This window comes from Stenotrophomonas sp. NPDC077659 (assembly GCF_050268705.1).
Lineage (GTDB): Bacteria > Pseudomonadota > Gammaproteobacteria > Xanthomonadales > Xanthomonadaceae > Stenotrophomonas.
On the sequence record NZ_JBNNHG010000024.1, the window covers coordinates 13,777 to 37,677 of the forward strand.

Sequence of the window (23,901 nt, forward strand, 5' to 3'; positions counted from 1 at the left end):
GATCGGGAAGCGACCCTGGATTCAGGCGGCCAGTTCCTTGACCGCCTGGACCATCGCGGTGAGCACGGCCTGTGCATCACCATAGACCATGTCGCAGTTGTCGCCGTAGAACAGAAGGTTCTCCACGCCGGCATACCCCTTGCCCTGGCCGCGCTTGATCACATAGACCTGGCGCGCCTGGTCGGCATTGAGGATGGGCATGCCATAGATCGGCGATGCCTTGTCGGTGCGCGCGGCCGGGTTGACCACGTCGTTGGCGCCGATCACCAGCGCCACGTCGGTGCTGGCGAAGGCATCGTTGATGTCTTCCATGTCGTAGATCAGGTCGTAGGGCACGCCGGCTTCCGCCAGCAGCACGTTCATGTGCCCGGGCATGCGCCCGGCGACCGGGTGGATCGCGAACTTCACATCGACATCGGCGGCCTGCAGCAGCTTGACCAGCTCGTACAGCCGGCCCTGCGCCTGGGCCACCGCCAGGCCGTAGCCCGGCACGATGATCACGCTGGAGGCGTAGCGCATCGCCACCCCGGCATCGCCGACGGTGACCGAGGTCAGGCGCCCGGCAATCTCGCCCTGCGCGGCGGTGGCGCCATCGCCGAAGTTGGAGAACAGCACGTTGCCAAGCGAGCGGTTCATCGCCTTGGCCATCAGCACGGTGAGCAGCGTACCGGCCGAGCCGACCACCATGCCGGCGATCATCAGTGCCGGATTCTGCAGCGCGAAGCCTTCCAGGCCCACGGCCAGGCCGGTGAAGGCGTTGTACAGCGAGATCACCACCGGCATGTCGGCGCCGCCGATCGGCAGTGTCATCAGCACGCCGAACGCGAGCGCGCCGACGAAGAATGCCGCCGCCGCCGTGCCACCGCCCTGTCCGGCCACAACCAGCGCGGCCAGCACCAGCGTGGCCAGGAACACCGCGCCGTTGAAGGCACTCTGGCCCTTGAACCGCCAGGCGGAGGCAATGCGACCGTCGAGCTTGGCCCAGGCGATCACCGAGCCGGACAGTGACACCGAACCGATCAGTGCGCCGAGCACGGTCACCGCCAGGTGCAGCGTGCTGTCCTGGGGATGCGCCGAGACCAGCGCCACCGCGCCCACCGCCGCCGCTGCGCCGCCGCCCATGCCGTTGTACAGCGCGACCATCTGCGGCATCGCGGTGACCTCGACCTTGCGCCCGCTGCGCCACGCCCAGGCGGTGCCGAGCACCAGCGCCAGCAGTGCCAGCCCGAGGTTGGTCAGCAGGTGCGGGCGCGCCTGCGGCGTCACCTGCGCGAGATAGCCGAACGCGGCGAGCACCGCGACCAGCATGCCGATGCCGGCCAGCACGATGCCGCGCAGCGCGGTCGCCGGCGAGGACATCCGCTTCAGGCCCAGGATGAACAGCAATGCGGCGGCGAAACCGCTCAGTTCGATCAGCAGCGCAAGCATGGCCCTACTCCTTCCTGTCGGCCGGCTTGCTGGGTTTGAACATTGCCAGCATGCGGTCGGTGACAACATAGCCGCCGGCGGCGTTGCCGGCCCCGAGCAGCACCCCGATGAAGCCGATCACCTGCCCGGCCACGCTGTCGGCGTTGAACAGCGCATGCATCGCGCCCACCACGACGATGCCGTGGATGAAGTTGGAGCCGGACATCAGCGGCGTATGCAGGATCGAGGGAACCTTGCCGATCACCTCGTAGCCGGTGAACGCGGCCAGCATGAACACGTACAGCGCGATCATCCAGCTCATCGAAAGATCGAGTTCCATGGCCTACTCCTGGGCAGCGGCAGTGGGAGAAACGGCGGCATCCGCGCCGCGGCACAGCAGCGTGCCGGCGATGACCTCGTCGTCGTAGTCGGGCGCCAGCGCACCGTCGTGTACCAGCAGGTCGAGCAGCGCCAGCAGGTTCCTGGCATACAGGTCGCTGGCATGCTGGGCCAGGTGCGAGGGCACGTTGCACGGCGCCACGATCGTGACCGGGCCGACGCGGGTGGTCTGGCCCGGCACCGTGCCTTCGCAGTTGCCACCGCTGTCGGCGGCCAGATCGACGATCACCGCGCCGGGCTTCATGCCGGCGATCTGCGCTGCGTCGACCAGGATCGGCGCACGCCGGCCGGGCACGTTGGCGGTGGTGATGACCAGGTCGGCCTGCTGGATGTGCTGGGTCAGCACCTGCGCGGCCCTGGCACGCTCGTCATCGGTCAGTTCGCGCGCATAGCCGCCCTCGCCGCGCGCATCGATGCCGGTATCGACGAACCGCGCACCGACCGACTGCGCCTGTTCGCGCGTTTCCGGGCGCACGTCGTAGCCTTCGGTGACCGCACCGAGCCGGTGCGCCGTCGCCAGCGCCTGCAGGCCGGCCACGCCCAGGCCCATCACCAGCACCCGTGCGGCTCGCAGTGAACCGACCGCAGTGGTCATCATCGGCAGGATCCGGGGCAGGTTCACCGCCCCCAGCAGCGGCGCGTAGTAGCCGGCCAGCGCCGCCTGGCTGGACAGCGCGTCCAGCGCCTGCGCGCGGCTGATGCGCGGCACCCGTTCCATCGCAAAGGCGGTGATGCCACCGGCCTGCAACGCGTCGCGCAGGCCCGGTGTCCGGTCGGCGTACAACAGCCCGGCCAGCACGCTGCCCGGACGCATCGCGCGCACCACCTCCAGCGGCGGCGCCTGTACCGCCAGCACCAGATCGGCACCGGCCACCGTTGCCACACCATCGGCGGCGACGGTGGCGCCGGCGTAGGCGGCATCGGCCAGGAACGCGGCTTCACCAGCGCCCGATTGCAGGCGCAGCTGCCCGCCCAGCTTGGTCAATCGGGGCAGCAGCGTCGGCACCATGGCGACCCGATGTTCGTCGGGCCGCGATTCCTTCAGCACTGCGACAGTGAATGACATGGAAGGCAACCTCACCCGAACGGTTGGGTTCACTGTGGACGCCTGCAATTCTCCCGCCGTTGATTAAGATCAAATGACAGCAGGCGGCGTTTGGCCGCGCGTCAGCTTTGCACGGATGCGAGCAGTGGACCGGCAGTTCCTGCATCCGCGCACCGCAAAGCGTCCAGATAACGCAGACGCACATGTTGATCGCGCAGCGCCGGCCGCCAGGTCAATGAGGCGGCAGCGTTCGACTGCAGGAAACGGTCGGGCATCACGCGTGAGCAACAACCCTTCCGGGGATATCCACATGAGCGGGTGGCGCCTGGCCGCCTGCTCCAGCAGATGCCTGGGCGGGCGGGCAGGCCCACATTCATTCCATCACCACGCCCCGCGCGGCACGCTGGCCGCCAAATCACACCGGAGCAGTACCCATGATGCGCGCCCTCAGCGTATGCCTGTCCGCCCTGGCGCTTGCCGCCTGCAGCACCACCCAGGTTGCCCAGGTTCAACCGATCGATGGCGTGATTTCCGGCCAGTGCCACACTAACATGGTGCGCGGCGCGGTCGGTCTGGCCGCTTCGGACATGACTGTCGAACGTGCGCGCGTGGACAGCGACAGCCTGCACGTGCAGGTCACCCGCGGCAGCCGTGAGCACAGCGGCAACACAGCCAGTGGCAATGCCGATCCTGCGGCGGGTGCGGCGCAGGAAGGCGGTGATCGCCTGACCATCGAGACCGGCCGGACCAACAACATCACCGCCATTTATTGCGGGTAACAGCCGTCGGGCGCGCGGGACGCTACGTCGTACGGCTGCGCTTGGCCAACCGCCGCGCCCGGCGCAGCACCTTCAGCGTGGCCTGTTCCCACTGACGCGGACCGCGCAGGCCCGCCAGCGCGGTCAGCTCACCGCGTTCCCAGCCGGCAAACACGCAGGGGTCGATGTAGGCCTTGCGGCAGACCGCAGGCGTGTTGCCCAGCCGCGCAGCCACCTGGCACACCACCTCGCGCTGCGCCTTGGCCAGCGCGCGCTGGCTGGCCGGTTCGGGCAGTTCAGTGGCGGCAAACGTCTGCACCGCCGCCAGGGTGCCGCCCCAGGTGCGGAAATCCTTGGCGGTGAAGTCTTCACCCATCACCTGGCGCAGGTAGTCGTTCACCGCACCGGAATCGACCGGCTGGATGGCCCCCTCGTCGTCGCGGTACTGGAACAGTGCCTGCCCCGGCAGCTGCTGCACGCTGCGCACCAGCGTGCCCAGACGCCGGTCGCCCACGGTCACTTCATGCAGCTGCCCGGATTTGCCACGGAAGCGCATGCGTACACGACCGCCGCGCAGCAGGTCCAGGTGGCGGTTGCGCAGCGTGGTCAGGCCAAAGGATTTGTTTTCCTTGGCGTAGGTTTCATTGCCCACCCGCACCAGGGTGTCGGCCAACAGCGCGACCACTACGGCCAGCACCTTGTCCCGCGGAAAACCGCGCTGCTTGAGATCGCGGCCGAGCCTGCGCCGCAGCGCGGGCAGGGCTTCGCCAAAGGCAATGGTGCGATCAAACTTGCCTGAATCGCGCTCGGCCGCCCAGTCGGCGTGGTAGCGGTACTGCTTGCGCCCGCGCGCATCGCGGCCGGTGGCCTGCAGGTGGCCGGTGGCATGCGCGCAGATCCACACGGCGGTATAGGCCGGCGGGATGGCCAGCGCGCGGATGCGCTGCAGGGTAGCGGCATCGCGCACGGCATGGCCATCGGCATCGCGGTAGGCAAAGCCTTTGCCTGCGCGGCGGCGGCTGATGCCGGGCTGGGTGTCGTCGACATAGCGCAGGCCCGCCGCGCGTGCGGCCTGTCGTTCGGGGGTGGGGGCAGTGGGCATGCCGCCAGTGTGGCGCTCGGCACTGCGTGGCCACGTCAATAACGCAAGACAAACACGTGAGGGGCCACGGGCGGCTATGCTCAGGTCTTCACAGTCCCTTCCGTTCCGGAGTCATGATGCCGTTCCCGATTCGCACCCGTTCGCTCCCCGCCCTGTTGCTGCCGGCCGTGCTGGCGCTGTCCGCCTGCCAGGCGCCGGCGCTGGACGAGCAGGATGCGGCCACCGCCCACGCCCAGCAGGCCGCCGAAGCCGCCAAGGCCCCGGCCGATGAAGCCGGCAAGGCCACCGAAGCACCGCCGGCCGGCACCTGCGATGCCAGCCAGGTGCAGAGCCTGGTCGGCCAGGCCTACACCGATGCGCTGGGCAAGCAGGCCCAGGAAGATGCCGCCGCCAGCCAGGTGCGCGTGCTCAAGCCCAACGACGTGACGACGATGGAATTCATGGGCGATCGCCTGAACATCGAAGTGGACGAAAAGGGCGTGGTCAGTGGAGTCCGCTGCGGCTGAGTGAAAGCCAACGCCGACAAGGGTTTGCCGGCGTTTTGGTTGCACGCGCAACCGTGTATTGCGGCGTTGCAGCAACTATGCTCTAGTCGAGGCATCCGGTGGCCTCATGATGCGCTCCAGGGAATGAGCGGGGACGAGTGTCGCCGCCAACCCTATACGCATCGAGGTAGAGATGGCCCCCCGCAACCGCCAAGGGCTTTACGACCCGCGCTCCGAGCGCGATGCCTGTGGCTTCGGTATGGTCGCCCAGCTTGACGACCAGCCCTCACGCCTGCTGGTCGACACCGCTATTGCCGCGCTTTCGCGCATGACCCACCGTGGCGGCGTGGCCGCCGACGGTCTTACCGGCGATGGCTGCGGCCTGCTGCTGCGCCGCCCGGATGCGTTCCTGAAACTGCTGGCCAGCGAAGCCGGTATCACCGTCACCGCGCGCTTTGCTGCCGGCCTGGTGTTCCTGCCGCACGACGCTGACGCCGCCCAGGCCTGCCGCACGCAGCTGCAGGCACAGGTGGAAGCGGTGGGCTGCAAGGTGGCGGGCTGGCGCGAAGTGCCCACCGATGACAGCGTCTGCGGCCAGCTGGCCCGCGATACGCTGCCGCGCATCGAGCAGGTGTTTGTCGATGCCGGTGTCGGCCAGGATGACGGCGGCTTCGCGCTGGCCCTGTTCCTGGCCCGCCGCCGCAGCGAACAGCAGCTGCGCGAACACGCCGATTTCTACGTCACCACCCTCAGCCCCAACGCGATCAGCTACAAGGGCATGGTGCTGCCGGACAAGCTGAGCCGTTTCTTCCCGGACCTGCAGCGCCGCGAACTGGCTTCCAGCGCCATCGTGTTCCACCAGCGCTTTTCCACCAACACGCTGCCGCGCTGGCCGCTGGCGCACCCGTTCCGCATGCTCGCCCACAACGGCGAGATCAACACCATCGAAGGCAACCGCCGCTGGGCCCAGGCGCGCAGCAAGGTGTGGAAGACCCCGCGCTTCGACATCGCCGAGTTCGATCCGGTCATCTCCATGCACGGCTCGGATTCGCAGAGCCTGGACAACATGCTGGAACTGATGGTGTCCGGTGGCATGGAACTGATCCAGGCGCTGCGCATCCTGGTGCCGCCGGCCACCCAGTCGCTGGAATTCAAGGATCCGGACCTGGCTGCGTTCTACGAGTTCCATGGCCTGAACAGCGAGCCGTGGGACGGCCCGGCCGGCATCGTCGCCTGCGACAGCCGCTATGCGGTGTGTACGCTGGACCGCAATGGCCTGCGCCCGGCGCGCTGGATGCTGACCGCCGACCGCCACTTCCTGGTCGCCTCCGAAGCCGGCGTGTGGGAAGTGCCGACCGAGCGTGTGGTGCGCAAAGGCAAGCTGGGCCCGGGCGAAATGATCGCCATCGACCTCAAACGCGGCGACCTGCTCGATTCCGAAGCCATCGACCGCATCAACCGTGGCCGCGCGCCGTACAAGCAGTGGCTGCAGCAGGGCGTCACCTACCTGCAGACCGAACTGATCGATCCCTCGCTGGTGGAAGAACCCTTCGACGAGGGCACCCTGCGCAGTTACCACAAGCTGTACCAGCTCAGCAGCGAGGAAGTGGAGCAGGTGCTGCGGCCGCTGGCCGAGACCGAGCAGGAAGCCACCGGCTCGATGGGCGATGACACGCCGATGGCCGTGCTGAGCCAGCGCAGCCGCCCGTTGTACGACTATTTCCGCCAGGCGTTCGCGCAGGTCACCAACCCACCCATCGACCCGCTGCGCGAAGACTGCGCGATGTCCCTGTCCACCCAGCTCGGCAAGGAAACCAACATCTTCCATGCCGGCCCGGAGACGGTGAACCACGTCATCCTCAACTCGCCGGTGCTGAGCCAGCGCAAGCTGCGCCAGCTGCTGAAGATGGACCAGTACGTGCAGGCCAACCGCCTGCTCGACCTGTCCTACAGCGAGGACGAAGGCCTGCGTGCCGGCATCGAGCGCATCTGCGCCGAAGCCGAACAGGCCGCCCGCGAGGGCATGGTGATGCTGCTGCTGTCCGACCGCTACCCGGTAGCCGGGCGGCCGATGGTGCACGCCCTGCTGGCCACCAGCGCCATCCACCACCATCTCTCGCGCCTGGGCCTGCGCTGCGACGTCAACCTCATCGTTGAAACCGGCACCGCGCGCGACCCGCACCACATGGCCTGCCTGCTCGGCTTCGGTGCCACAGCGGTCTACCCGTACCTGGCCTACCAGACCTTGTTCGACCTGGGCCGCCGCGGCATCCTCAAGCTCAGCAAGGGTGGCGAGCAGTCGCAGATCGGCCGCCGCTACCGCAAGGGCGTCTACAAAGGCCTGTCGAAGATCATCTCGAAGATGGGCATCTGTACCGTGGCCAGCTACCGCGGTGCACAGCTGTTCGAGATCATCGGCCTGGAACCGGAAGTGGTCGACCTGTGCTTCCCCGATACCGCCTCGCGCATCGGTGGTGCCGGCTTCGCCCGCCTGGATGCCGATGCCCGCGAACTGTGCGCGCAGGCCTGGGATGCGCAGCAGGGCGTGGATGTGGGCGGCCTGCTGAAGTACGTGCACGGTGGCGAATACCACATGTACAACCCGGATGTGGTGACCACCCTGCAGCGCGCGGCGCGCAGTGGTGACCCGCGTGCATGGCAGCAATACTGCGATGCCGTGCATGCGCGGCCGCCGTCGGCGCTGCGCGACCTGCTGGAACTGGTGCCGGCGGCGAGTCCGATGCCGCTGGACGAGGTCGCCCCGGCCAGCACACTGTTCCCGCGCTTCGACACCGCGGCCATCAGCCTCGGCGCGCTGTCGCCAGAAGCACATGAAGCGCTGGCCATCGCCATGAACCGCCTCGGCGGCCGCAGCAATTCCGGCGAAGGTGGCGAAGACCCGGCACGCTACGGCACGCAGCGCCGCAGCAAGATCAAGCAGGTGGCGTCGGGGCGTTTCGGTGTCACCGCCGAATACCTGGTCAACGCCGAAGTGCTGCAGATCAAGGTCGCGCAGGGCGCCAAGCCCGGTGAAGGCGGCCAGCTGCCGGGCCACAAGGTCAACGAACTGATCGCACGGCTGCGCTACGCCAAGCCCGGCATCGGCCTGATCTCGCCGCCGCCGCACCACGACATCTATTCCATCGAAGACCTGGCCCAGCTGATCTACGACCTCAAGCAGGTCAACCCGACCGCGCTGGTGTCGGTGAAGCTGGTCAGCCATGCCGGCGTGGGCACGATTGCCGCGGGCGTGGTCAAGGCCGGTGCGGACCTGATCACCATTTCCGGCCATGACGGCGGTACCGGTGCCTCGCCGGTCAGCTCCATCCGCTACGCCGGCGTGCCGTGGGAACTGGGCGTGGCCGAAGCGCACCAGGCGCTGCTGGCCAACGACCTGCGCGGGCGTACCCTGCTGCAGACCGACGGTGGCCTGAAGACCGGTCTGGACGTGGTCAAGGCAGCGCTGCTGGGCGCGGACAGCTTCGGCTTCGGCACCGCGCCGATGATCGTGCTGGGCTGCAAGTACCTGCGTATCTGCCACCTCAACAACTGCGCCACCGGCGTGGCCACCCAGGACGAGCGGCTGCGCGAGAACCACTTCACCGGCCAGCCCGAGCGCGTGGAGAACTTCTTCCGCCTGCTGGCCGAGGAAGTGCGCGGTTGGCTGTCGTACCTTGGTGCGCGTTCGCTGGAGGAGATCGTCGGCCGCACCGACCTGCTGCGGCAGATCGAAGCCGCTCCGCGCGACGGCGTGCGCGTGGACCTGTCGCGCCTGCTGGCCGATGCCCGTTACGAAGGCAGCCACTGCGCCGCCCAGCGCCTGTACGAATCGCCGGACAGCCTGGCCACGCAGATGGACGGCCTGCTGGCGCCGGCCATCGAGCACAAACAGGGGGGCGAACACCGCTTCCTGATCCACAACACCGACCGCAGCATCGGCACCCGCCTGGCCGGCGCCGTCGCCCGCGCGCACGGCAATCAGGGCATGGCCGAAGCACCGCTGGAACTGCGCTTCCGTGGCAGTGCCGGGCAGAGCTTCGGTGCCTTCAACGTCGGTGGCCTGCACCTGGAAGTGGAAGGCGAAGCCAACGATTACGTGGGCAAGGGCATGGCCGGCGGCAGGCTGGTAGTGCGGCCGCCACGTGGTGCCCGCTTTGAAGCCCGCAGCACGGCCATCATCGGCAACACCTGCCTGTACGGTGCCACCGGGGGCGAGCTGTTTGCTGCTGGCCGCGCGGGCGAGCGCTTCGCGGTGCGCAATTCCGGCGCGCTGGCGGTGGTGGAAGGCGCCGGTGACCACTGCTGCGAGTACATGACCGATGGCGTGGTGCTGGTGCTGGGCAAGGTCGGCCTGAACTTCGGTGCCGGTTTCACCGGGGGCCTGGCCTACGTGCTGGACGTGGACCGCGATTTCGTCGACCGCTACAACCACGAGCTGATCGACATCCACCGCGTATCGGCCGAGGGCTTCGAGAACTACCGCCAGCACCTGCATCGCCTGATCGGCCGCCACCGCGAGCTGACCGGCAGTATCTGGGCGCAGCAGATCATGGACGAGTTCCGCGATTACATCGGCAAGTTCTGGCTGGTCAAACCCAAGGCCGCCAGCATCGAGTCGCTGACTGAAACCCTGCGACGCGCCGCGTGATATCGCCCGGTAGTGCCGGCCGCTGGCCGGCAACGTTCTCCCCCGTATTCCAGAGCCAGCCATGAGCCGCAAGCAAGCATTCCAGTTCCTCGATCTGCCCCGGACCATGCCGCAGCGCATCCCGGTCGAACTGCGCACCTCCGGCGACTGGGGTGAGCTGTACGGCACGTTCGGCAAGGAAGATGCCCAGTACCAGGCCGGCCGCTGCCTGGATTGCGGCAACCCGTACTGCAGCTGGAAATGCCCGGTGCACAACGCCATTCCGCAGTGGCTGCAGCTGGTGCAGGAAAACCGCATCCACGAAGCGGCCACGCTGTGCCACAGCACCAACCCGCTGCCGGAAGTCTGCGGCCGCGTGTGCCCGCAGGATCGCCTGTGCGAAGGCAGCTGCACGCTGGAGGAATTCGGCGCGGTGACCATCGGTGCGGTGGAGAAGTACATCGTCGATACCGCGCTGGCCAGCGGCTGGCGCCCGGATCTGGATGCGGTGCAGCCCACCGGCCAGAGTGTGGCGGTGATCGGCGCCGGCCCGGCCGGCCTGGCCTGTGCCGACCGCCTGGCGCGTGCCGGCATCACCGCCATCGTCTATGACCGCTACGAACAGATCGGCGGCCTGCTGCAGTTCGGCATTCCCAGCTTCAAGCTGGACAAGGACGTGATCCACCGCCGCCGCGAAGTGCTGGAGGGCATGGGCGTGCAGTTCCGCCTGGGCGTGGAGATCGGCCGCGATGTCAGCGTGCAGCAGCTGCTGGACAGCCACGATGCAGTGTTCGTCGGTACCGGCGCTTACCGCTACACCGATGGTGGCCTGGACGGCCAGGACCTGAAGGGCGTGCTGCCGGCGCTGCCGTTCCTGGTGCAGAACAGCCGCATCGTCAGCGGCGATGACCCGAAGGGCCGTCCGATTGCCGGTTGGGAGGACACCATCGCCCTGCCCGACCTCAACGGCAAGCGCGTGGTGGTGCTCGGCGGCGGTGATACCGGCATGGACTGCGTGCGCAGCGCCGTGCGCCTGGGCGCAGCCAAGGTGACCTGCGCCTACCGCCGCGACGAGGCCAACATGCCCGGCAGCGCGCGCGAGGTGGCCAATGCACGCGAAGAAGGCGTGCGCTTCCTGTTCAACCGCCAGCCGCTGTCGATCGAGGCCGGTGCCGATGACGAGGTGATCGGCGTGACCGTGGTGGAAACCCGCCTGGGCGAACCCGATGCCAACGGCCGCCAGAACGCGGTACCGATCGAGGGCAGCGAATCGCTGCTGGAAGCCGACGTGGTGATCATCGCCTTCGGCTTCTCGCCCACCCTGCCGGCATGGCTGTCCGAACACGGTGTGGAAGGCCAGTCCAACGGTCGCATCGTGGCCGGTGGCAAGGACCGCCTGCCGTACCAGACTGCCCACCCGCGCCTGTTCGCCGGTGGCGATGCGGTACGCGGTGCCGATCTGGTGGTGACCGCCGTGGCCGAAGGCCGCGACGCGGCGGCCAGCATCGTGCGCCTACTGGCCCACTGAGCCCGCCCCCGCCGAGGCCTGCGCCGCCGACGCGGCAGGGAGGTCGCACGCCGGCAGGTACAGGTCCAGGCTGACGGTGGTGCCCTTGCCGGGGGTGCTGTGCAGCTGCAGTTCGCCGCCCAGTGCGGTGGCCAGCTCGCGGCAGATGGCCAGGCCCAGGCCGCTGCCACCGAAGCGGCGGCTGGTGGACGCCTCGGCCTGGGTATAGGGCGCAAACACCGCGCGCTGCCGCGCCGGGCTGATGCCCACCCCGGTGTCGGCCACCTGCAGCCGCAGGTGCTGGCCGTCTGCAGTCTGGCGCTGCACCTGCAGGCGCAGTTCCACCCCGCCCTGCGCGGTGAACTTGAGGGCATTGCCGGCCAGGTTGAACAGGATCTGCCGCAGGCGCAGGCCGTCAACCTGCGAGCCGCGCTGCAGCGCCGGGTCCAGCACGCAGCGCAGGTACAGGCCCTTGCTTGAGGCCAGCGGCGCCAGCAAGCGCTGCACCCCGTCCAGCAACGCGGCCAGGTCGGTCGGTTCGGCCTGGGAGGGCAGGCCGCCGCCCAGCCGCTGCGGGCTGTGCAGCACCTCATCAAGGATCTGCCGCAACATGCGCGTGGCGTCCTCGAGGGTGGCCAGCAACTGCCGCTGGCGTGCATCCAGCGCGGTCCCCGCCAGGCCTTCGAGCCTGTCCACCAGGGTCTCCATCGGTGCGCGGATCTGCTGGCTCATGCTGGCCAGGAAATGCGCCTTGGCCACCACCGCCTGCTCGGCCTCGCGGCGGGCTGCGTTCAAGTCGCGCGCGCGCAGCTGTGCATCGGTCACATCCATCCAGTAGCCACTCCACTCAACACCGCTGCCATGGCCATCCGTGCAGGCCACCGGCCGGCCGTGCGAGCGCACCCAGCGCCAGCCCATGCGCCCCCGGCAGCGGAAAGTGACGTCGATCGGCCCACGCACCAGGGCGGCCGCATCGACGTGGGCCATGACCGGCCCGCGGTCATCCGGGTGCACGGCGGCAAGCAGCTGGCGGTGATCGAACCGTGCGCTTTCCACGCTCATGCCGAACAGGGCATGCACGTCACCGGCGATGTACGGCACGCTGTAGTCACCACTGCTGCTGCGCCGCGCGCGATAGACCACCGCCGGCAGGCCAGCGCTGACCTCGTGCAGGCGCTGCTGCAGGCCGCGCCGGCGCTGCGCCTCGCGATGCAGGCGCCAGTAGCCCAGTGCGTGCACCAGGCCCAGCCCGAGCAGGGCCAGCAGCGCCACGGCCAGCCAGCGCAGCCAGACCGGCTTCGATGCGTTGGCCCAAGTCGCCTCTGCTTCGCCGTGTGCAGCCTGCGGGAGGGACAGGCTGGCCAACGGCCGGTCCAGCAGCGGCAGCCAGCGCTGGCAGGCCGGCGTCGTGGCCAGCACCAGGGCATCGCTGTACCCCGCCGGGGCGGCGATCTGCAATGCATCACCCTGCGCCTGCTGCAGCAGGCGATCGACATCCACCAGGTTGGCCACCACCGCATCCACCTGCGCGACCCGCAGCAGGTGCAGGGCAGTGTCCAGCGGCATCGACGGCAGCAGCAGCGCGCCCGGCGCCTGGCGTTCCAACCGCGGCGCCAGCGGCGACGGATCAGGGCTGGCCACGGTCTGCCCCCGCAATCCGCCCAGATCGAGGATCGGCGTCGCATCGCGACGCCGCACGATCACCTGTGGCACGTCCAGGTAGGTGACGCTGGCCGGCCACTGGGGCGGCAGCTGCGTACGTGACCAGCCCAGTACGGCCTGGGTGCCGGCCGGCAGATGGCCCGCGATCAGGGCGTCGGCGGCAACGGGCTGCACCTGCAGCGAGGCCTGCAGCGGCTTAAGCGCGGACAGCACGGCGGCAATGCCCCCATGCGACGGCTCCGCCGCGCGTTCGACGTGTGCCGAGGGTGTATCGGCATGCACCAGCCGCAGCGGGCCGTCACACTCGCCGGCGTGCACCGGCAGGGCCACCAGCGCGGCAAGCAGGGCACCAACCGCACGCCAGCGGCGGTGCGCGGCGGCGACAGCAGGACAACCAGCGACACTCACCATCAACTCCTCAGGCCGCAGGCCGGACACGGGGCTGCACGGAGCAGCCGGCCACCTGCAACGCTAGCGGCGCGGCCCGCAGCGGCAATGAGGAAAATTGCAAAATGCTCCAGCGCTGCTGATAGCGACATACACTGCCGCTTCAATCACTCAGGGAGTCCGCGATGCGCATCGGCCTGGCCGCCAACCGCCTGCACCACCATGATCCACGTGCAGCGTTGTTCCGCTGGCTGCGCGCCAGTGAAGCGGGCCTGCGCGAGCTGGGCGTGTCCCTGCATGCGGTCGGCCGCACCCACGACGCCATCGAGCGGCATGGCTTTCTCACCGGCTATGCGGGCCTGCTGCGCTATCCCTACGGACGCCAGGGTGGCCTGATGAAGCTGGTGGCCGACGTCGTCGGGATGGGCCCGGATCGCACCCTTGATGGCGCGATCTACCTGATCGATCCGGTCGATCCGTCGTCGGTGTTTCCCGAAGCGACTGCGCTCAAGCGGCAGTGTGTGATCCACGGCAAGCCGTTCATTTCAACCGTGGCCACCGCACGCGACTGGGTCGAGATCGAACGCATCCATGCCGGGCTGGTCGCCGACGCCGGTGCCGACGACCTGCATGCCTTCGAAGGCCAGACCCTGGCACTGATCGCCCACGATGCAATGAAGCCGGCGATGCTCGCCTTCGCCGACGAGCACTTCGACGTGCTGGCGCGCTTTTCCGAGCGCGTGGCGACCGGCACCACCGGCCAGCGCCTGAACGAGTTGGCCTGGAGCCGCGGCTGGCCCAGCGACACGCCGTGGGTAACGCGCTACCAGAGCGGCCCGATGGGGGGCGATGCACAGATTGCCGACCGGGTACTGGAGGGCCGCTGCCAGCGCGCGATCTTCTTCGAGGACCCGCACGTGGCGCGCCAGCACGAGGCCGACATCCAGCTGCTGGAGCGGGCAGTGACGACGGTGACTGACCAGGCAGTGTGCATTACCGCGCCTCGGGTGGCAGCGCGGTGGGCGGCGGCAGCGGCGCGGCGCGCGGGTTGATCGGGGTATCGGCCAACGGCTGAGCCCCTCGTGGCGGTCGTTCAGATCAGAAGCCGTGCTTGGCCGGGTGGGGTGGGCTGTGCAGGGGACGCTGCAAGTACGTCCCTGTAAGCTCGGTCGCCGCATCCATGCGGCTCACGCCCCTGCGCAACCCACCCCGCCCGGTCACGGACAGTGTGCGTGCCACCACGGAAGAAAAAAAATAGAGTGCAAGAGCGGGTCGCGCGCTGCGCGCGCTCCTGTAGAGCCGAGCCATGCTCGGCTGCTTCTCGTCGGGCTGACTGAAAACCCCGCGCTTCGCGCATAAGCCGAGCGTGGACTCGGCTCTACAGTTACAGCAGCTGGCGCAGCATCGCCTTCAGGCGCCGGCCTTCCCGCTGGAAGTAATCGCGCTGTTCACGCCACGCGGGGAAGCGCTGCTCAACTTCGTGCCAGAACGCGGGCGAGTGGTTGGGCTGGATCAGGTGGCAGAGCTCGTGCACCAGCACGTATTCGAAGGCGTCGGGGCGGCCCAGCACCAGGGCCAGGTCCAGTGCCATGCTGCCGTCGGGAGCCAGCGAGCCCCACTGCGACGACATCACCTTCAACCGCACGCGGCTGGGCGCGCGCGGCAGGCCGGGCAGGTACTTCGGCAGCCAGCGGCCGACATCGGCGCGGGTCTGCGCTTCATAGAACTCACGCAGCAGGCGGCGCAGGGTGGCATCGCCGGCGCGGGTCGGCCACTGCACGCAGGCACCGTGGTCGTCGATTTCCAGGCGCGCAAAGCGCCCTTCCTGCCAGCGCACCGGCAGCAGTTCACCACGCAGCGGCAGCAGGCCCTCTTCCCCCGGCTGCAACGGTGCCGGCAGGCCGTCGTCCTGGTAGACGCGCAGCTGCAGCGCCAGCCAGTCGCGGTGCTGTTCCAGGAAACGCTCGCCCATCACCAGGCTGGCACGCGGCGGCAGGGTCAGGCGGGCACCGCGTTCGTCCACGCTCAGCTTGATGCGCCGCGCACGCGGATCGCGCACACGCAGCACCTCGATCTCGGCATCGTCCAGGCGCAGGCGGACGGTGTCGCGCTGCACGGTGGCGGGCGGGGTCGGGCTGATCAGACGGCGCAGCAGGCGGCTCATGCGCCCAGCATAGCGCCGCGCGGGGCCGCTGGATGACCGGCGGCCCGCGCAGTGCCTGTTCAGTCAGCCTTGCTGAGCTTGAAGGCTTCTTCCAGCAACAGGAACAGGCGACGGATCTCGGCGCTCTGCAGGGCGAAGCGGGCATCGAACTCAGCGCGGCGGCCGTCTTCGTCGGCATGTTCCAGCTGGTCCAGGGCACCATCGAGGAACTTCAGCTTGCGCACGATCAGGTCGTCGCCGATCACGAAGGACAGGTTGTCCTCGAAGATCAGCGCCAGCTTGGTCACCTGCTTGCCGGCGTCCAGATGCTTGTCGATCTCGTCGCAGCGCAGCTCCTGGTGCTGGCACTTGACCACGGCGCCACCTTCGACCGGATCCTTCATCTCGCACTCTTCGCCCAGGCTCAGGCCGGTCGGCAGCGGCTCGCCGGCAATCCAGCCGGTCAGGATCGAGCGCGGTGCGACTTCGGCGTTCAGCGGCATGGCCGGGAAGCTGCCGAGCAGGCCACGGATGTCGGACATGAAGTATTCGCCGGTCTTGCGGCTGGAGGTGTCCACCGCGACGTAACCGTGCTGCAGGTCGATGAAGGCATCGTTGCGCGAGGACTTCACGAAGGCGCGCGGCAGCAGTTCATGCAGCAGGTCGTCCTTCATGCGCTTGCGTTCGCGGCCACCGGGACGGCGGCCTTCCTTCTCCTCGATCTCTTCCAGCTTGCGCTCAAGCAGGTCGTTGACCACCGCCGCCGGCAGGATCTTGTCCTCGCCGCCCACGGTCAGCCACAGGTGTTCGGCGATACGGTGCGACAGCAGCTCCTTCTCCTCGCGGCCGAAGGGCGAAATGAAGCCGCGCGAATTCATTTCCAGCGCACCCACCGGCTTGAGCAGGGCGTGCGGCAGCAGGGTGTCCACTTCGGAGAAATCGGTGGTGGTCGGGAAACGGAAGAACGTCAGGTTGCGAAAGAACATGGAATTCCGGATGGCGAAGAGGAAGGGCGTCCCACCTTAAGAGGCGGGCGTCTCGGGCGCTGCGTCGGTGCCGGCCGGCGGACCGGCCAGCCAGGCGTGGGCATCGGACAAGGGTGCCTCGTCGCGACGGCCCAGCGCCATGAAATCGAACAGGCTGGGGTCAGCCAGCTGCGAAGGATGGATCTGGCCCATGGCCCGGGCGATCTGGTCGATGCGGCCGGGGTGGTCCTTTTCCCACTGCTGGAGCATCAGCCCGACATGGCGGCGTTGCAGGTTTTCCTGGCTGCCACACAGGTTGCACGGGATGATCGGGAAATCACGGGCCTGGGCATAGGCGACGATGTCGTGCTCGCGTACGTAGGCCAGTGGTCGGATGACCACGTGGCGACCGTCGTCGCTGCGCAGTTTCGGCGGCATGCCCGACAGCTTGGCGTGGTGGAACAGGTTCATGAAGAAGGTGGCCACCATGTCGTCACGGTGGTGGCCCAGCGCGATCTTGCTGAAACCATGTTTTTCGGCATGGTTGTACAGCGCGCCGCGACGCAGGCGCGAGCACAGCGAACACATCGTGCGGCCTTCGGGAATGACCCGGCTGACCACCGAATAGGTGTCCTGCTCGATGATCTGGTAGGCCACACCGAGGCTGGCCAGATACTGCGGCAGCACATGCGCGGGGAAGCCGGGCTGCTTCTGGTCCAGGTTCACCGCCACCAGTTCGAACGGCACCGGGGCCTTCTTCTGCAGCTGCAGCAGGATGTCCAGCAGGGTGTAGCTGTCCTTGCCGCCGGACAGGCAGACCATCACCTTGTCGCCGGCCTCGATCATGCCGAAATCGGCGATGGCCTGGCCGACCTGGCGGCGCAGGCGCCTGCCCAGCGGCTGCTCCGCCCGCGCGCCAGCGCGTGGCGCGACCGGCGCACGCGGCAGGGGATCGGGCAGGGAAATCACGGCGCTCATGGGGTCCATTCTACCGGCTTGGGGCGGGCGTCGGCCGCCGCGCGCGGCCCCCCTCTCCCGATGGTCATCGCCGCTGTGTATGCTCGGAGGCTGTGGATACCTTCAGCCCCGCCGAGATCGTCGAACGCCTCGTTGCCCTGCGCACCGAGCACCGTATGCTGGATGAACAGATCATCCGGATGGCTGCCAATGGCGAGGATGAGCTGGAAGCGAAACGGCTGAAGCGGCGCAAGCTGCAGCTGAAGGATTGCATCGCCAAGCTGGAAAGCCTGCAGATTCCTGACGAGCCGGCGTGATCGAAGGTTCCATCCACGCATGGCGTGGATCTACTGCCGGGCGGGGCCCGGCGCTGCCGTCATGCCTGCGGCGTCGGTTCTTCCGGGCGTGCCGCTTCCGGGCTGACGCGCTCGATGGTGTGGCGCAGTTCGCGGCCAAGGATGAACTTGGCGTCCTTGGCCCAGCTGTCCAGGCGGTCATCGAACACCAGCTTGCTGTTCTCGTCCGGCCAGACCAGGCGCAGCTCGCGCAGCTTCTGGATGAAGCCACGGAACAGCGACTTGTCGAAGAACTCCGGCGCGGCAGGCGCGTACAGCAGGCTCAGGCGCTGCGCGGCCTGCTGGCACAGGCTTTCCAGTTCAGCCGCACCCAGCGTACCCGGGCCGTTCTTCACCAAAACCGAAATGGCGATGTAGTAGCGCTCGAACGCCTGCTGCAGCGAGTGGCCGATGGCGCGCAGGCGGAACACTTCGTCGGTCTGCCCGGTGTTGCGGGTCAGCATGCCGCCGTCATCGTCGTTGACCTGCTGCAGCAGGCCTTCGCGGATGAATACATCGATGGTCTGTTCGATGCGCTGGGCGAACTCGTCCTCGTTCCACGGCAGGAACAGCTCGGCCTGCAGGAACGGGTACACCGAGCGGCCCAGGCGGACCAGGCCGGTGCGGCTCATGCGGCGGTTGTTCTGGAAGCAGCAGGCCACCCACGACGAAGCGGTGAACAGATGCACCACGTTGTTGCGGAAGTAGCTGAGCAGCACCGCGGTATCGCCGCCGACGCTGAGCACATCGCCCAGCGGGTGCTTGATGCGGGTGAGGACGTTGATTTCCTCGGCGTGGGCGATGATCCGCTCCGGCGAGTGCGGGGTTACCGTTACCCGCCCCGAATACGGCATCTCTGCCAGCAGGGTCTTGCACAGCTCGATCTGCGCGATCAGGTCGGCCTCGCCCATCGCGTGCTTGGGCGTGGACAGCAGCGCCAGCGCCAGCAGATTGATCGGGTTGACGTCGGCAGCACCGTTGATGCGTACCTGGATGCGGTCGGCCAGCGTGTCGACCGTGGTCGACAGCCACGACGGCTTCTCGTCCTCCGGCACCGCTTCGCCCTTCCACTCCGGCGCCTTCTCGGCCAGCACATCGTTGAGCGCGATCGGTTCGCCGAAGTTCACCACCACCTGGCCGTAGTTCTGCTTGAGCACCTTGGGGATGCCCCACAGCAGCTGCCAGATCGACTCCTTCTCCTTGGGCCGCCCGGACAGCTCGTCCAGATAGCTGCCACCTTCCATCAGCTTCTCGTAGCCGATGTAGATGGGCTGGAACAGCACCGGCTTGCGCGGCTGGCGCAGGAACGCGCGCAGGGTCATCGAGATCATGCCGCCCTTGGGCTGCAGCAGGCGCCCGGTACGCGAACGGCCGCCTTCGACGAAGTACTCGATGGAATAGCCACCGGCCACCAGCTGCGCGACGTATTCGCTGAGCACCGCCGAGTACAACGCGTTGCCGCGGATCGAGCGGCGGATGAAGAACGCACCGCCCTTGCGCAGCAGGGTGCCGACCACCGGCAGATTCAGGTTGATGCCGGCCACGATGTGCGGCGGCACGATGCCACGGTCGTACAGCAGGTAGGACAGCAGCAGGTAGTCCATGTGGCTGCGGTGGCTGGGCACGTACACCACTTCGTGGCCCGGCGCGGCGGCCTTGAACTTGTCCAGGTGGTGCACCAGCACGCCCGCATAGATGCGGTTCCACACGTGGCTGAGCATGAAGCTGGCCGAACGCACCACCGGGCTGGAATAGTCCGCCGCGATTTCCCAGGCGTAGGCATGCGCCTTCTTCCAGGCATCGGCGGGCTTGGAGTTGTCGCGCTTGGCCTGGGCGGCAATCGCCTCGCGCACCGGTTCGGCGGCCAGCACCTGGTCCACCAGCAGGCGGCGGGTGGACAGATCAGGGCCGATGACCGATTCACGGATGCGGCGGAAATGGGTACGCAGCACGCGCTGCAGCTTGCGCACGGTGCGCTCGGGCTCCAGGCCCTCGTCCACGGTGCTGCGCAGCGAGATCGGCGGGGCGAAGCGCACGATGGTGCTGCGCCCGTTCAGCAGCAGGCCCAGCAGGCGGCGGAAGCGGCCGACCAGCGCCCAGTTTTCCGAGAACAGCACGGCGAACCACCCGCTCTGCTTGTCCGGGGCGCGGCCGACGAAGATCGACACCGGCACCAGGTGCACGTCCAGATCCTCGCGCACGCGGTGTGCCTGCAGGACCTTGGCCAGCGAATCGGAGTGGGTCTTGGCGCCGCGCTGTTCGGGAATGAGCGAGTTGCTGGAACTGCGACGCGACAGCGCAAGGTAGGCGCGCTTGCGGCCGGTCGGGTCGCCGGCCAGCGGCACCAGCGGCGAGGGCAGGCCGGCCTGGCGGCAGGCCTTGTCCAGGATCAGCGCGTTGGACAGGCCGTAGTCTTCCAGCACGTACACGACCGGGCGGCCATCGTTGTACTGACCCGGGTCTTCCGGCTCGATCTTCAGGGCCAGCCACGGCTCGACCAGGCGTCCGAGCAGCCGCGCCCACAAGGGGCGGCGGCCAGTGGAACGGGCGTGCGCAGGCGGCGGTACCGGGTTGGGGCCGGTGCCGGTCGAGGGAGACGCCACGGCCGTATCGGCGGGCGTCTGCTGGGGTTCTTCGCCGGGGAACGGCAGCGGGTTCTGTTTCGACATCGGCGCCATTATGGCTTAGGCGGCGTCGTTGCCGCTTCCCCGCCGCTTCCGGCAGCCTCTGCCGGCGCCGGCGCTGCAGCGGCACGGGCCGCATCGGCCTTGCGCAGCAGGGCATCGGTATCGGCCAGGGTGCGGGTCAGGTACCAGTGGCCTTCGCGCCGGCTCAGCGGCAGCTGCAGCTGCAGGGTGCGCCCGGCCAGCTCGTATTCCATGCGGACCAGGGCGTTGTCGCCTTCCACGGAAAGCAGTTCCCCGCGCAGGCTGCGCAGGGCGTCGTCCACGCCCAGCCCGTAGCTGGCCAGGACCGCCTTGACCGTGTGCAGGAACGGCGCCAGCTGCCGCAGGCTGCCTTCCATGCCGGCCGCGCGCAGGCCGTCCTCATCATCGAAGCCCACCTTGCCAGCGGCCTCGACCAGCGCGGCAATGCTGCTGCGGGCGCGCGCGCGGTCGCTGATCGGCGCGCCCTGCGCCCAGCCGGCCAGGGTTTCCACCAGGGCGATGTAATGCGTCTGCTGGCTGAAGGTGTAGCCCTTCTGGTGGCGCAGGTACTGCACGCCGAAGTTGCCCATCGACTGCGCCGCCTGGCGCACGGCGCTGGCCTGGCCGGCCAGCTGGCGGTCGAAACTGCGCTGCAGCTGGGTGGCGGCCTGCGGCTCGCGCAGGGCGGCCAGCATCGGCAGCATCTGGTCGCCCAGCGGCAGTTCGCCCAGTGGCCACTGGCTGTGGCCGTCGGTCCAGGCCTGCTGCAGCCGCTGGTACTGGCTCGGCGGCACCGACAGGCGCGCATAGCCAACCAGGTCGTCCTCGACCAGGCGCTGGGCCATGGCCTGCACCGCCGCCACCGGCTCGGCCGCAGGCGTGGCCGGATCGCTGCTGGATTGGCGGCACGCGGCCATTGCCAGCAGCACCATGGCTGCCAGCCCCCACCCACGCGCAGACCTTCCTCGCACTGCCACGCTCATGCAATCGGACTCCCCGTACCGGCCCGCATCTTGCGGCCTGCAAGGTGACAGCGGCAAGCCTTGCGGTCACGGTTTGCAGGCTGCAGCGATAAAAAAAGAGCCCGGATCACCGGGATCGCAGGGCTCTTCAAACCGGCGCAAGGCCGGTGGACAGTGGTGGCGCATCTCCGGCCCAGGGGCCGGATGGCGGCGATGCTACGCCCCTGCCGAAGTTAAGGCAATACGTCATGTAACATGACTTAAATAATTGATTTTATTCAATCAATCCCTTTGCCAGACGGCTTCAATGAAATCTACGGCATGTTTTTCGGCGATTCGGGCATAAACGCCGGGGTACCCGGCCAGTGCACAGCCCTCGCCCCAGCTGACCACGCCGAACTGGGTCCAGCCTTCGCGCAGGCGCAGCAGCAGTGGCCCGCCCGAGTCGCCCTGGCAGCTGTCCATGCCTTCACGCCCGGCGCAGATGACCTTGCCGCGCGACAGCTTGCCGGCATACGCCTGCTGGCACTCGGCAAACGGTACGAACGGCACCTGCACCGTCTGCAGCTGGGTGGGATAGCGGCGGTCTGCGCTGATGTCGGTGTCGCCCCAGCCGATGACAGTGAACGCGCGGCCGGGCTTGAGGTAGTTCGCATCGGCCCGCAGCCGCAGGTTGACCGGCTCCGCGCCGGCCAGCGGCGTGCTCAGCTGGATCAGCGCCACGTCGTGTTCCAGCGAACTGCCGCTGTTGAAGGCCGGGTGCACGTGGATGGCCTTGATGTTGGACGCGCGCGTGGAGGCGTCGGTGGACAGCGTGGTGACGTTGCCGACAACAGCGATTCCAGCGGGCGCTTCACCCTGCATGCAATGCGCGGCGGTCAGCACCCACGACGGCGAGATGAGCGTGCCCCCGCAGAAATGGCGGGCGTGGTCGGAATCACCACCGGAAACGCTCTGGATGCTGACCATGAAAGGGTATTCGCCCGCCTGGGCGGCCTCGCCGCCGATGATGCGCGGGATTTCATGTGATTGCGGCGCGGCGCTGGCTGGCAGGGTAATGGCGGCCAGCAGCAGGCCGGCGAACAATGAGGTGCTGCGATACATATCCGTGTACTCCCTCTTCGATGGTTGAACCGGCAGGACCGTGGATCGGCGCCGGTGCATCGATTGGGAGGGAGCGGCGTTCCGATCCAGTGCGACCGTGCGCACGGTTCTTCGCGGCGGGGTCGACTACGACAGGACCTTACCCACAAATGCGAACGCCATCCCACACACGGCGGGATGGCGTTCGGTATTGCGGTGTGACCGGCAGCGCCGGCAGGCTCAGCGTGCAGCCAGAGCCGACGTGATTTCCTGCTGGATCGCGCGCGCGGCGGCCTGCGGATCGGTCGCCAGGCGGATCGGGCGGCCGACCACGATGGCATCGGCGCCATCGGCGAAGGCCCGGGCCACGCCGATGGTGCGCTTCTGGTCATCGCCGACCGGGCCACCGGGACGGATACCCGGACAGACGATCGAGAAACCAGCGCCCGTGGCGGCACGGATCGGCCCCGCTTCCTGCCCCGAGGCGATCACGCCATCGATGCCGGCGGCCTGGGCGGCCAGCGCGCGCTCGACCACTACATCCACCGGTTCACGGTCGATGCCCATCTGCGCCAGGTCCGGGCGGCCCATCGAGGTCAGCACGGTCACCGCCAGCAGGCGCATGTCGCTGCTGTTGGCGGCCGCGCAGGCCTCCATCATCGCCGGGTGCCAGCCATGGATGGTGGCGTAGCTGACCGGCCACTGCGACAGGCGCTTGATCACCGCCGCGGCGGTGGCCGGGATGTCGAAGAACTTCAGGTCGACGAACACGCGCTTGTCGCGGCGGGCCAGCTCGTCCAGCACCTGGAAGTACTCGCCGGAGGCGAGCAGTTCCATGCCGATCTTGTAGAACGCCACGCTGTCGCCCAGGCGATCGACCCATGCCAGTGCCTGCACGCGGTCCGGCACGTCCAGGGCGAAGATCAGCCGTTCGTCATCGCGCAGCGGCAGCGGTGCGCGGCTCACGGTGCGTAATCCAGCGCCGCGCGCTTGGCGTCGTGGCGGGCCTGGCGCGACTGGCTGTAGTCGTTGTTGAACTGGGCCGGTTCAAAACCGCCGTAGGTCGGGTTGGGCAGCATCCACCAGCGCTCGCCGAACCAGTCGTGGTACTGCTGCAGCAGCGCGTCGCGGCCTTCGTTGGTGTTGGCGGTCACCTCCACGAAGTCACCCAGCTGGTCACCGAACTGCATCAGCACGCGGTACTGCTGGCCGGCCAGGCGGCGGCGGCAGTTCTTCTCGCTGCCGTTCTGCTCGCAGTCCTTCACCACAGTGCCCAGGCCGAGGAACACGCTGTCGTCGGCCACCGGCAGGCCCTGCTCGCGCAGGTTGGCCAGGGTCGCGTCCTTCAGGTGCACGGCGCGGTTGGAGATGTACAGCAGGGTCACGCCCCTGGCGTTGGCGGCCTTGGCGAAATCAACCACGCCGGGGA

The 23,901-nt window shown here is 68.3% G+C and carries 19 protein-coding genes; 6 read left to right on the top strand and 13 right to left on the bottom strand.

Features of this window, described 5'->3' with window-relative positions; genetic code table 11:
• Positions 1–21: 21 nt before the first annotated feature.
• Genes ACQKDV_RS05700 through ACQKDV_RS05710 form a run of 3 tightly spaced genes read right to left on the bottom strand, consistent with a single transcriptional unit; the run spans position 22 to position 2,872 of the window.
• Positions 22–1,428 carry an NAD(P)(+) transhydrogenase (Re/Si-specific) subunit beta gene (locus tag ACQKDV_RS05700; protein WP_427782810.1) on the bottom strand — a complete coding sequence of 469 codons (1,407 nt, stop codon included), beginning with the start codon at positions 1,426–1,428 and terminating at the stop codon, positions 22–24.
• A 4-nt stretch (positions 1,429–1,432) separates the two neighbouring features.
• The gene (locus tag ACQKDV_RS05705) at positions 1,433–1,747 is read right to left on the bottom strand and encodes an NAD(P) transhydrogenase subunit alpha (RefSeq protein WP_427782811.1); all 315 of its coding nucleotides are present in this window, start codon (positions 1,745–1,747) and stop codon (positions 1,433–1,435) included.
• A 3-nt stretch (positions 1,748–1,750) separates the two neighbouring features.
• Positions 1,751–2,872 carry an NAD(P) transhydrogenase subunit alpha gene (locus ACQKDV_RS05710; RefSeq protein WP_427782812.1) on the bottom strand — a complete coding sequence of 374 codons (1,122 nt, stop codon included), beginning with the start codon at positions 2,870–2,872 and terminating at the stop codon, positions 1,751–1,753.
• A 413-nt stretch (positions 2,873–3,285) separates the two neighbouring features.
• On the opposite strand from ACQKDV_RS05710, the gene ACQKDV_RS05715 reads away from it, so the two are divergent.
• Positions 3,286–3,630, top strand: a complete 345-nt coding sequence (locus tag ACQKDV_RS05715) for a hypothetical protein (RefSeq protein WP_427782813.1) — start codon at positions 3,286–3,288, stop codon at positions 3,628–3,630.
• 22 nt (positions 3,631–3,652) lie between these two features.
• Here the strand turns inward: ACQKDV_RS05715 and ACQKDV_RS05720 are convergent, their stop codons facing one another.
• Positions 3,653–4,711 carry a DNA topoisomerase IB gene (locus tag ACQKDV_RS05720; RefSeq protein ID WP_427782814.1) on the bottom strand — a complete coding sequence of 353 codons (1,059 nt, stop codon included), beginning with the start codon at positions 4,709–4,711 and terminating at the stop codon, positions 3,653–3,655.
• Positions 4,712–4,827: 116 nt separating this feature from the next.
• Here ACQKDV_RS05720 and ACQKDV_RS05725 point away from each other — a divergent pair, with 116 nt between their 5' ends.
• From ACQKDV_RS05725 to ACQKDV_RS05735, 3 genes are all read left to right on the top strand, one after another.
• The gene (locus ACQKDV_RS05725) at positions 4,828–5,217 is read left to right on the top strand and encodes an I78 family peptidase inhibitor (protein ID WP_427782815.1); all 390 of its coding nucleotides are present in this window, start codon (positions 4,828–4,830) and stop codon (positions 5,215–5,217) included.
• Positions 5,218–5,389: 172 nt separating this feature from the next.
• On the top strand, positions 5,390–9,844 hold the full coding sequence (gene gltB, locus ACQKDV_RS05730) for a glutamate synthase large subunit (protein ID WP_427782816.1): 4,455 nt from the start codon (positions 5,390–5,392) through the stop codon (positions 9,842–9,844).
• A gap of 61 nt (positions 9,845–9,905) precedes the next feature.
• Entirely contained in the window at positions 9,906–11,351 is a 1,446-nt protein-coding gene (locus tag ACQKDV_RS05735; RefSeq protein WP_427782817.1) for an FAD-dependent oxidoreductase, read from the top strand.
• Here ACQKDV_RS05735 and ACQKDV_RS05740 read toward each other — a convergent pair.
• On the bottom strand, positions 11,337–13,400 hold the full coding sequence (locus ACQKDV_RS05740; protein ID WP_427782818.1) for an ATP-binding protein: 2,064 nt from the start codon (positions 13,398–13,400) through the stop codon (positions 11,337–11,339). The two genes, ACQKDV_RS05735 and ACQKDV_RS05740, sit on opposite strands and share 15 nt — an antisense overlap.
• 164 nt (positions 13,401–13,564) lie before the next feature.
• Between ACQKDV_RS05740 and ACQKDV_RS05745 the strand changes: the two genes are divergently transcribed.
• Positions 13,565–14,431 carry a methylglyoxal synthase gene (locus ACQKDV_RS05745; protein WP_427782819.1) on the top strand — a complete coding sequence of 289 codons (867 nt, stop codon included), beginning with the start codon at positions 13,565–13,567 and terminating at the stop codon, positions 14,429–14,431.
• Between the two features lie 332 nt (positions 14,432–14,763).
• Here the strand turns inward: ACQKDV_RS05745 and ACQKDV_RS05750 are convergent, their stop codons facing one another.
• Genes ACQKDV_RS05750 through ttcA form a run of 3 tightly spaced genes read right to left on the bottom strand, consistent with a single transcriptional unit; the run spans position 14,764 to position 17,474 of the window.
• Positions 14,764–15,543, bottom strand: coding sequence for a M48 family metallopeptidase (locus tag ACQKDV_RS05750; RefSeq protein ID WP_427782820.1), 780 nt, complete (start codon positions 15,541–15,543; stop codon positions 14,764–14,766).
• Positions 15,544–15,602: 59 nt separating this feature from the next.
• The gene (locus ACQKDV_RS05755) at positions 15,603–16,508 is read right to left on the bottom strand and encodes a recombination-associated protein RdgC (RefSeq protein ID WP_005411825.1); all 906 of its coding nucleotides are present in this window, start codon (positions 16,506–16,508) and stop codon (positions 15,603–15,605) included.
• Between the two features lie 36 nt (positions 16,509–16,544).
• Complete coding sequence (ttcA, locus tag ACQKDV_RS05760; RefSeq protein WP_427782821.1) at positions 16,545–17,474, bottom strand: tRNA 2-thiocytidine(32) synthetase TtcA; 930 nt, start codon at positions 17,472–17,474, stop codon at positions 16,545–16,547.
• An 83-nt stretch (positions 17,475–17,557) separates the two neighbouring features.
• Between ttcA and ACQKDV_RS05765 the strand changes: the two genes are divergently transcribed.
• Positions 17,558–17,761: a YdcH family protein gene (locus ACQKDV_RS05765; RefSeq protein WP_427782822.1), complete on the top strand. Its 204-nt coding sequence runs from the start codon at positions 17,558–17,560 to the stop codon at positions 17,759–17,761.
• Positions 17,762–17,820: 59 nt separating this feature from the next.
• Here ACQKDV_RS05765 and plsB read toward each other — a convergent pair whose 3' ends face one another.
• From plsB to ACQKDV_RS05790, 5 genes are all read right to left on the bottom strand, one after another.
• Positions 17,821–20,457, bottom strand: a complete 2,637-nt coding sequence (plsB, locus tag ACQKDV_RS05770) for a glycerol-3-phosphate 1-O-acyltransferase PlsB (RefSeq protein ID WP_427782823.1) — start codon at positions 20,455–20,457, stop codon at positions 17,821–17,823.
• On the bottom strand, positions 20,457–21,410 hold the full coding sequence (locus ACQKDV_RS05775) for a hypothetical protein (RefSeq protein WP_427782824.1): 954 nt from the start codon (positions 21,408–21,410) through the stop codon (positions 20,457–20,459). The genes plsB and ACQKDV_RS05775 overlap by 1 nt, the downstream gene beginning before the upstream one ends.
• Positions 21,411–21,671: 261 nt before the next feature.
• A complete protein-coding gene (locus tag ACQKDV_RS05780) occupies positions 21,672–22,493 on the bottom strand; it encodes a S1 family peptidase (protein WP_427782825.1) in 822 nt (273 codons plus the stop codon).
• Between the two features lie 219 nt (positions 22,494–22,712).
• Entirely contained in the window at positions 22,713–23,438 is a 726-nt protein-coding gene (gene pyrF / locus ACQKDV_RS05785) for an orotidine-5'-phosphate decarboxylase (RefSeq protein ID WP_427782826.1), read from the bottom strand.
• Positions 23,435–23,901: HAD family acid phosphatase (locus ACQKDV_RS05790; protein ID WP_427782827.1), on the bottom strand; the 467-nt coding region annotated here is incomplete at its 5' end. The genes pyrF and ACQKDV_RS05790, both read right to left, overlap by 4 nt.